Annotated in this window: 6 protein-coding genes and 1 pseudogene; 2 read left to right on the plus strand and 5 right to left on the minus strand. The window is 28.3% G+C overall.

Annotated elements, in window-relative coordinates; all coding sequences use genetic code 11:
* Window positions 1-1,112: 1,112 nt before the first annotated feature.
* Together AC3WVA_RS21080 and AC3WVA_RS21085 are read right to left on the minus strand one after the other, a co-directional pair.
* Window positions 1,113-2,186 carry a DUF5105 domain-containing protein gene (locus AC3WVA_RS21080; RefSeq protein WP_492322160.1) on the minus strand — a complete coding sequence of 358 codons (1,074 nt, stop codon included), beginning with the start codon at window positions 2,184-2,186 and terminating at the stop codon, window positions 1,113-1,115.
* Between the two features lie 640 nt (window positions 2,187-2,826).
* On the minus strand, window positions 2,827-3,000 hold the full coding sequence (locus tag AC3WVA_RS21085) for a hypothetical protein (RefSeq protein ID WP_000395068.1): 174 nt from the start codon (window positions 2,998-3,000) through the stop codon (window positions 2,827-2,829).
* A 224-nt stretch (window positions 3,001-3,224) separates the two neighbouring features.
* Here AC3WVA_RS21085 and AC3WVA_RS21090 point away from each other — a divergent pair.
* Window positions 3,225-3,392 (plus strand): annotated as a pseudogene (locus AC3WVA_RS21090) (WD40/YVTN/BNR-like repeat-containing protein); the annotation flags it as partial.
* Window positions 3,393-3,966: 574 nt separating this feature from the next.
* Here AC3WVA_RS21090 and AC3WVA_RS21095 read toward each other — a convergent pair.
* The 3 genes from AC3WVA_RS21095 to AC3WVA_RS21105 form a co-directional block, all read right to left on the minus strand.
* Complete coding sequence (locus AC3WVA_RS21095; RefSeq protein ID WP_097841937.1) at window positions 3,967-4,776, minus strand: lipid II flippase family protein; 810 nt, start codon at window positions 4,774-4,776, stop codon at window positions 3,967-3,969.
* Window positions 4,777-5,471: 695 nt separating this feature from the next.
* A complete protein-coding gene (locus AC3WVA_RS21100) occupies window positions 5,472-6,413 on the minus strand; it encodes an ABC transporter permease (protein WP_492322161.1) in 942 nt (313 codons plus the stop codon).
* Complete coding sequence (locus tag AC3WVA_RS21105) at window positions 6,394-7,299, minus strand: ABC transporter permease subunit (protein WP_098520975.1); 906 nt, start codon at window positions 7,297-7,299, stop codon at window positions 6,394-6,396. Before AC3WVA_RS21105 ends, AC3WVA_RS21100 begins: the two co-directional genes overlap by 20 nt.
* A gap of 231 nt (window positions 7,300-7,530) precedes the next feature.
* Here AC3WVA_RS21105 and AC3WVA_RS21110 point away from each other — a divergent pair, with 231 nt between their 5' ends.
* Window positions 7,531-7,719 carry a hypothetical protein gene (locus AC3WVA_RS21110; RefSeq protein ID WP_492322162.1) on the plus strand — a complete coding sequence of 63 codons (189 nt, stop codon included), beginning with the start codon at window positions 7,531-7,533 and terminating at the stop codon, window positions 7,717-7,719.
* Window positions 7,720-7,935: the final 216 nt, after the last annotated feature.

A 7,935-nucleotide genomic window follows, 5' to 3' on the forward strand; every position in this document is an offset into this window, starting at 1 on the left:
TTATGCCATTAGATAATATCTCAAGTAACCAATATTATACAAACTAAGAGGTGTTTGAGATTTGTTGAAATCATATATCTATTCATTTTTTAATACTAGAGAAGAAATGTTTAGTTAAAATATCTTTATAGGTTATCAAGAGAACCCAAATATATAAAAAATCATTTGGAAAAACATATTAACAGAACCGGTTGCTCCCAAAATGATAAAAATGAACTTCATTGCTATAAAAGACTCTGATTTTCGTTTTAGGGCAAATATTACATAAAAGGATATCTAAATTAATAGATATGTATGAAGCACTAGTTGCTATTGTTTTGTTAATCGGGGTCCCGCCAACCAAATGACATAAAACCCACTCTAAGACATTTTCTGGAAGATGAAGGTTGGTTTTTCTTACGCTAAAGGAATTCTAACCTATAATCATCAGATTAATGACTTATAGCCCACAATAGCAAAAATAAGAAGTGTAACAAAAAATGAAAAAAACCAACATACACCCTACAGTGTTATATTGGTTTTAAAACATTATATGTTTAGGCAATAACATCTTGGTTAGGGTTTTTATTTCCACAAACAATCTTTTAGACGAAATTACTCTATACTCATCAAACTAATATTTTGAGACTCACCATAACGAAAAGTTTGTTTCCATTATAAAGATACTATCGAATACGTTCGAAATAAAGAGTGGATTAATATTATTTTAGATTCTTTTATGGCTCTATTGATAGTTATGGTAGGAACAATACTATATACAATTTTATATCTAGTAATTTCAAAACAAAAAAACAAGTAAACTTTAAATTTTGAATGAAAAGGGGATCTAAATAAAATGCTCTCTTTTTTTAGTTTTCAGCAAAACCTAATTAAAAGTGAAGTTAATATTCAATTCTAGATAAATAGGGGTTTCATCACATTGTTATCAAGCTAATCTCATACAAAATCAATTATAGTAGAATTAAATATATAAAATTAATATGAATTTAAGGGGAATAATTTAGATTATAAGTGATGGAATTAATATGAAACTTCTAATAGTTGTTGTAAGTTAATATAAATTGAAAAAACGAAGTTTGTTTGTTACAAACTTCGTTTTCGTTCATATCTTTCTATTGTTTTAAAAATTCTCCCATTATTTCCATTACGTCCTCTGAATCATTTACTTTATCTTTTGAAAAACGCCATTGTTCTTTTCCGTATCTCTCCATCTCAACCTTTATTACTTTTTCTTTATCTGAAACTTTTGCTTCTGGCAAAATAGATATGAAGTAACTAAACGATTGGCTAAATAATTTGGACTGTTCGATTCCTGGAGTTTCTTTTAGCAATCTTTCATTTTCCTTATTTAATTTTGGTTGCAATTCACTTAATAATAATGGTTTCACTTTTAATTCTACTTCAACTTTATCTTCCTCAGGAGAAGAACCTACTGATTTTACTTTAAATGTAACTTTTTCCTGAAGTACAGATTTCAACTTTTTGTAATAACTTTCAAATTCCTGATCACTAATTCCATTATGCGTACTAGACATTGCGTCTTTTTTAAATTCTTGTTGTATATTTTGAGTAAATTGTTTTCCGTCTTCACCGGATAATTTATTAATTATGTCTATATCTTTATCATAATAAACAGCATTTATATAGGCTTTTAGAACTTCAGCTGGTTTGTTTAAGTCTTTTGTATTCTTTTCTATTTCTTGCGTATCAATTTTGAAAGAAACTTTTTCTGTTTCCTCGTCTCTTTTTTTTGTTTCTTCATTGGAATAAACGAGCTCATATGATGAGGCTTTATTCACTTCATAGTAGAGAATCCCCGATGTTTTTTTACCAGGTTCTAATTCTATTAAACGTAATTTATCTGAATCAGCCTTATCATATTTCTTCATTTTTTCATCACCTTGATATAGTGTAAAGAGATAAGGTGATATCTCTAACATTTTATCCCCTTTATTTTTCAAACTCACTTTGAATTTCAATACTTTATCTTTATTTATCCCTCCCATTGACCCATTTAATGGTAATACGTATTCAGCATTTTCAACTTCAATTTCCACATTCTTTGAAGACGAAGATGCCTTTCCATTTTTTACAGTTGTGGAAGTTTGTGAAGAACTACAACCAGTCACAATAGTTAATGTAAATATAAACAAAAAACAAAACATAAAAATATTTCTAAGTTTCACTTAAAAACCCTCCATCCCCTTATTTAAAAATATTTACTATTTTACCATGAAATTCTATGTATATGTCTATTGAGCGACAAAATAGCAAAACTTAGAGATAGAAGAACTAGAGATCCTCCAAGCCATGCTGGTGACATTGTGCACTTGTTACCTTCGACTGCAGAACAAAGTGAAATTGTTAAAACTTTACTTTATGTCTGATGTGTTCGAATCAGTTTGAATTAAATAATTTTGCTGAAGTAGTGCAAGTTACCAACTCAATGCATCCCAACTTATCATAAAGGGAATAAAAAGATAAAAAGGACAATCCTGTATATAGAAGAAGGTAGTTGATAAATCTGATTTAAAAATTAATGAGGAAACACTAAAAGACATGTATAAAAAGAAAGAAGTAATTGAAAAAAGTTCACCAAAATAATAAGTTATTAAGCAGTATCAATCATTATTTCATAATAAAAAATACCAAACAAGATGATATTGTTTTCCAATGAGATAAAATGTATAATGAGAGTGTAGAGATAAACCTTTTATTAAAGGTTTTAACTCACTAACTATGTGCATAATAATAAAAGACGAGATGCTGGTAACATCCCGTCTAATTTGTAACTGCTGCCGTTAGGTGGTAGATTGCAAAGTTTAATTATTTTTTCTTTGAACCACCTTTCTTACGTTTGGCAGACGTCTGGGTGGTTCTTTTACTTTTATTATTACGTTTTGCTACTAACTTGTTAGCACAAGCAGTTGCAAAAGTTGTTATGAACACTGTTACGAATAGTTTCGTAGCGTCCTGTAATAATTGTTGTAAAAATTCCATATCGGTTACACCTCCTTTCCCTCTAAATTAAGAGAAAGAAAGGCTGCAACCTCCCACCACACGCCTTCAGTTACTAGCTATATTATATCATAATTAAAATCCGTTATAGTTCATATGTTGTTTTAAAATTTATTATTGCAGAGTGTATTGAAGATAAATATCTTTAACGCTTTTTTATTAAATTTAACCTTTCTATTACCTAATTAGATCATACCCAGTCCACAATAAGTCCTTTTGATTCTCCCAGTATGCCATATGAGAGAGCGGGGGTTTTTAATATGTTAGTTGGACAAGGGGCAGATGGAGACTACAATGGCGATAGTAGTGCACTTTATCAATCAAAAGATAACGGAGAGACATGGGAATTTGTAGAAGAAGTGAAAAAGAAATAACTATTCGTTAAAAGTATATTTTATGTAAACAGCAAGTGTAGGAATCTACAATTATTATAGGGTTCAAAGGGAACAGATACATAAAATAAATAAAGAGAATAATTTAATTATATAAGAAACTTGTTACTGTAATATTGAGAAAGTGTAAAACCTTAATTAAATATTTTCGTTTGAAAAATGATGTGATTACTATTTTAAAATTAAGAAAAGGTTTAGTAGAGAAAGCAGTTAAACTAACTCATATCAAAGCAGACACCAATGTTAGTAAAGAGGTAGTGAATATTGCATTTAATTTATATGAAGAATTACAAAAAATAGATGAACCTAAGAAATTTAAATTTTATCATTGTAGCCAAGAAGACTCCTTTTTGATGAACCCATTCATTCGTCTAAGAAGTACGACAACGATACGTATATTGATCCACCATATCTATAAAAAATAGAATTTTGTAATCTTTTTTACTTTTATTTCATCAAAATACTCTATTTTGATGAAATAAGTGATTTTTTGTTGTTTTTTAATGGGCGACGATTAATGTGAAATCGCCGCCCATTCTGTTCTCATATAGAACTTTCAAGAAATAAATTTAGCAAACCATGCTATATAATATGCACCTGGAACTAATATAATCTGAGCAACTAATGTACCTAAAAATCTCGAAATTAATATCATGAATGTGAAATTCTTTAGTTCCCAATAATTATGATTGTCTTGCACAACTTTATCAGTTAAAAAAGACAATTTAGGATCAATAAGCAGTGTTAATAGAATCGTAGCTACTCCAGTAATAATATTGGATGAAGACATCGCTGCTTTATCATAATCAGGAATTAGTAGGGTTGCATACAATGCAGACATAACACCTACTGTAAATACGGCAGAAACAATTGTATTAATAACAAATAATTTAATTGGTATATTTCTAAAATTTACCCCTTCTAGATTATTTTTATTTATTAAAACAAAATAGTTTTTCATTCTTTTCAAATTAGTACTATTTATTAATTTGAACATGTTTAAAAACGAACCATCTTTTGATAATGGTATTAGCGCTTTAGAAAAAACTTTCATAAAAAATGGTACTAATAATCCTCCGAGTAGTACTCCCATCGTAGAACCTAATAACAAAAATCTGAATTGTTTAATTAGTAATTCTAATCCACCATTTTTTGCTGCACTATCAACCAAAGAAGCAGTAAATGGTTGTTGAAACATATTAGAAAATCGGGCAATTAAAGACATAATATTATATATAGCAAAAGCCGATGCAACTAAAGCTAATTTAGCCCCAACAAGTCGAACTCCATATCCTAAAACTTCAATTGAAGTCATAAGCATTAAAAATAAAAAAATACAAATTACTTTAAAAGTAATAAACTCCATAACCATACCCCTTAAGTTTCTATAAATACATAACTTAATAATTATATTACTAGCATTCAATATTTTCACTATAACATAAATCGATTTCTATTTTTTAATCACATACTATACTCCTTTAATTTGAATGGTGGCAGTACTTTTTAATAGAAATGCCACCTTGTTTTAACAAAACCTTTTTTTGTAAATAATATATTTGTTAAAACATTAATTAAGGGGGACTATTATGAAAATTTTGGGATGTTTCTGATTCTGAGGCCGTCATTGGCCCATAGAAGGGTAGTCCCTGCATTATCATTTTTACAGAATAGGTTTGGCTCGAAGCTGGCTTTCTGACACGTCTCACGGATTCAGCTGTTTGAATCGGCGATAAATGATCAAAAGGCATTCGTGCAGCTCTTCGATACGATTTCCATCCCGGCCGCTGCTCCAAACCAGATCCGGGGTCATCACCGCCTCGCAAATTTGAAAAGGTATTATAAGATTAAAATCCTGTACATTATTTCTTTGATTTTTTTTGAAAACTTGATGTTTTCATATACAAGCATTTTTCTAGGCTAAGGTTAATTACATTTATATTCTCCTATGAACTTTCAACAATAATCTCTAATACTTTTTTATTCTCTTTTGCTTACAATTAAGGTGTTAATCTTGGTATATCTCATTTTTTAAGTGGAAAATAAATATTAATGTACTAATTATAATTTTATTGAAATCCATTGTTTAAATTTTTGTAAATATATCTTCCATTTCTCATGCTTTACTTGCTCTATTTTATTTAGTAGAAGAGAAGATTCGTGAAATGCATCATTGCCTTTTAGTGTGCTTTGTAAACCTGATAGCAAGGCATTAATAGATAAAATAACAATGGTAAAGAAAATAACAGGCCCCATCGCTAACCAAGGATAATTTATTAGCTTTTGACTTGTGTCATTAATTAATAAAAGGCTGCCTCCAACATTTAAGGAAATTGTTTCAAATAATGCTAAATGCATCATTAATATCATTATTTGCAGTATTTGTTGTTGGAACCAAATAAATAATTTAGGAAGTAAATAGGGCTTAATATGAACTTTATATATGTGATAAGTATGTCCACCAAGTAGCTTCGATGTTAAAACGTATTCACGATGTAGAAGTAATCTAACTTCATTACTAATGAGTTGTGTTAAATTTGGTATGCCAATAAGAGTAAGAACTACAATTGTATAACATATCCATTTAGTTTCATGGATATTATCCATACTTGAAATTGTAGGACTAAGTAGTAAAATTGCTAACAATACAGTAGGTGTAAATTGGAAAATATCAAACACCCAATTAATATATTTGGTCCAAGTATAAAAATAAGCATGTAATACTCCAAATAAAAGTGAAAAAGTAAGTCGAAAAATACAGATGATTAAAGCAAAAAAAATTGGTGTTTTTGCAAAAATAAGAACTTGTTGTAAAACATCAACTCCATATTCCCCAGTACCTAATGGGTGTGTTAAAGAGGGGGCAGTTGGTTTAGATTGAATATTAAAATCTTTAGAAGTATATTCAATGAAATACTCAAAAACATAGCTAGCGATAATAATGCTGAATAGAATTAAAAATCCTATTAAGAATTGTTTGTTTTTATATAATCTTCTTATCATATAAATGCCTTCTTTCTACTATAATCAATTTTATGATTTCAAATAAAAAATATAACGGAATCATCAAAAGCAGAATACCAATGGAGATAATTTCAGGATTTTGATGGCTAATTAAAAATCTAAATAATCCAAAAGAATTAAATAAAAATTCAAGAATAATCGAATTGGAAATTATTAATAACATGATAGATTTTGCATTATAAAAAATTGAAATTAAAGCATTACGCAAAACATGGTGTTTTAGTATATAAAAATGTTTCAATCCTTTAGCAATTGCTAGATCTATATAACTATTTGACATTTCATTTTTATAGTTAAGTAAATTTATCTTAAATAGATAAATCGTTGGCAAAATTGAAAGAGTTGCAATAGGTAAAAAGTATGTTTTATTAGTTATTGTAGAAAAGGGGATAGTAATAAGCCAATTTGTATTTTTATATATTGAAATAATGATTAATTGTACAGATATTATTAAAAATAAGTCAGGTATAGCTTCTATGGTGCTCAAACTTTTTGAAATTATAGATTGGATTCTTTTTGGTAAATAGAATGTTAAATTCGCTAAAACTATTGATAAAAATACAGCAATAAAAAAAGCTGAAATTATAATAGTTAAGGTATAAAAATATGACTCTAGTAAATTGGGTAGTAATAAGCGTTTAATCCCGTAAATTTCATATGTTAAATGAAATGGATCTAGTAGGGAATGAATCACTTTTTTTATATAGTCAATATACCCTAACCAATTTAATTCTAATATAATTAAGTCCCCTTTATTTTGAGATGTAGTCAAAAACAATTTTGGTAGACAGCAAAGAAAAACAATTCCTAAAGCAATTAAAATAATTTGTAGAAAAATTAATATAATCTTTTTTGCAAAGTACATAAAATATATCTCCTTAAAATGGTTTTATTTACATTGTTTTCAACTACTGCTATCAAATTCCCTTTTTAATTATAAAAATATTGATTTAATTTTCGTTTTTTATAAAACGCTATCAGTCCTATATTCTGAACATTTGAATATTCTTAAAATTTCTTATATTGGTGTTGACATCTGAAAAATAGTAATTTATTGTAATTACTGTAATAAAAAAACTTTAAGTGAGGGATACAGATGAACAAATTTATACGTGAACTAAAAACAGAAGAGCTAACAAAGCATGTTGGAGGAATTAATCCTACAAATGAAACAGTAATCCATGATGGCGGAGGAGTAGGACCGAATTGTAAGATGCTATTACTAGGATGTCAAATGAAGTATATATCTCAATGTAATTTATGGACTCAGTTTTGTAGAAGTTAATTTATGTATTTAGCAAATTAAAAAAGGAGGAATACAAGTGAACAAATTTATACGTGAACTAAAAACAGAAGAACTAACAGAGCATGTTGGAGGAATTAATCCTACCAATGAAACAGTAATCCATGATGGCGGAGGAGTAGGACCGAATTGTAAGATGCTATTACTAGGATGTCAAATGAAGTATATATCTCAATGTAATTTATGGACTCAGTTTTG

The sequence above is a fragment of the Bacillus sp. EB106-04-02-XG92 genome (assembly GCF_058791995.1).

Excerpts from the sequence above, each read along its gene's own strand:
- AC3WVA_RS21085 (WP_000395068.1), bottom strand. The coding sequence starts at position 3,000 with ATGGAATTTTTACAACAATTATTACAGGACGCTACGAAACTATTCGTA.
- AC3WVA_RS21095 (WP_097841937.1), bottom strand. The coding sequence starts at position 4,776 with ATGGAGTTTATTACTTTTAAAGTAATTTGTATTTTTTTATTTTTAATG.
- AC3WVA_RS21100 (WP_492322161.1), bottom strand. The coding sequence starts at position 6,413 with ATGATAAGAAGATTATATAAAAACAAACAATTCTTAATAGGATTTTTA.
- AC3WVA_RS21105 (WP_098520975.1), bottom strand. The coding sequence starts at position 7,299 with ATGTACTTTGCAAAAAAGATTATATTAATTTTTCTACAAATTATTTTA.
- AC3WVA_RS21110 (WP_492322162.1), top strand. The coding sequence starts at position 7,531 with ATGAACAAATTTATACGTGAACTAAAAACAGAAGAGCTAACAAAGCAT.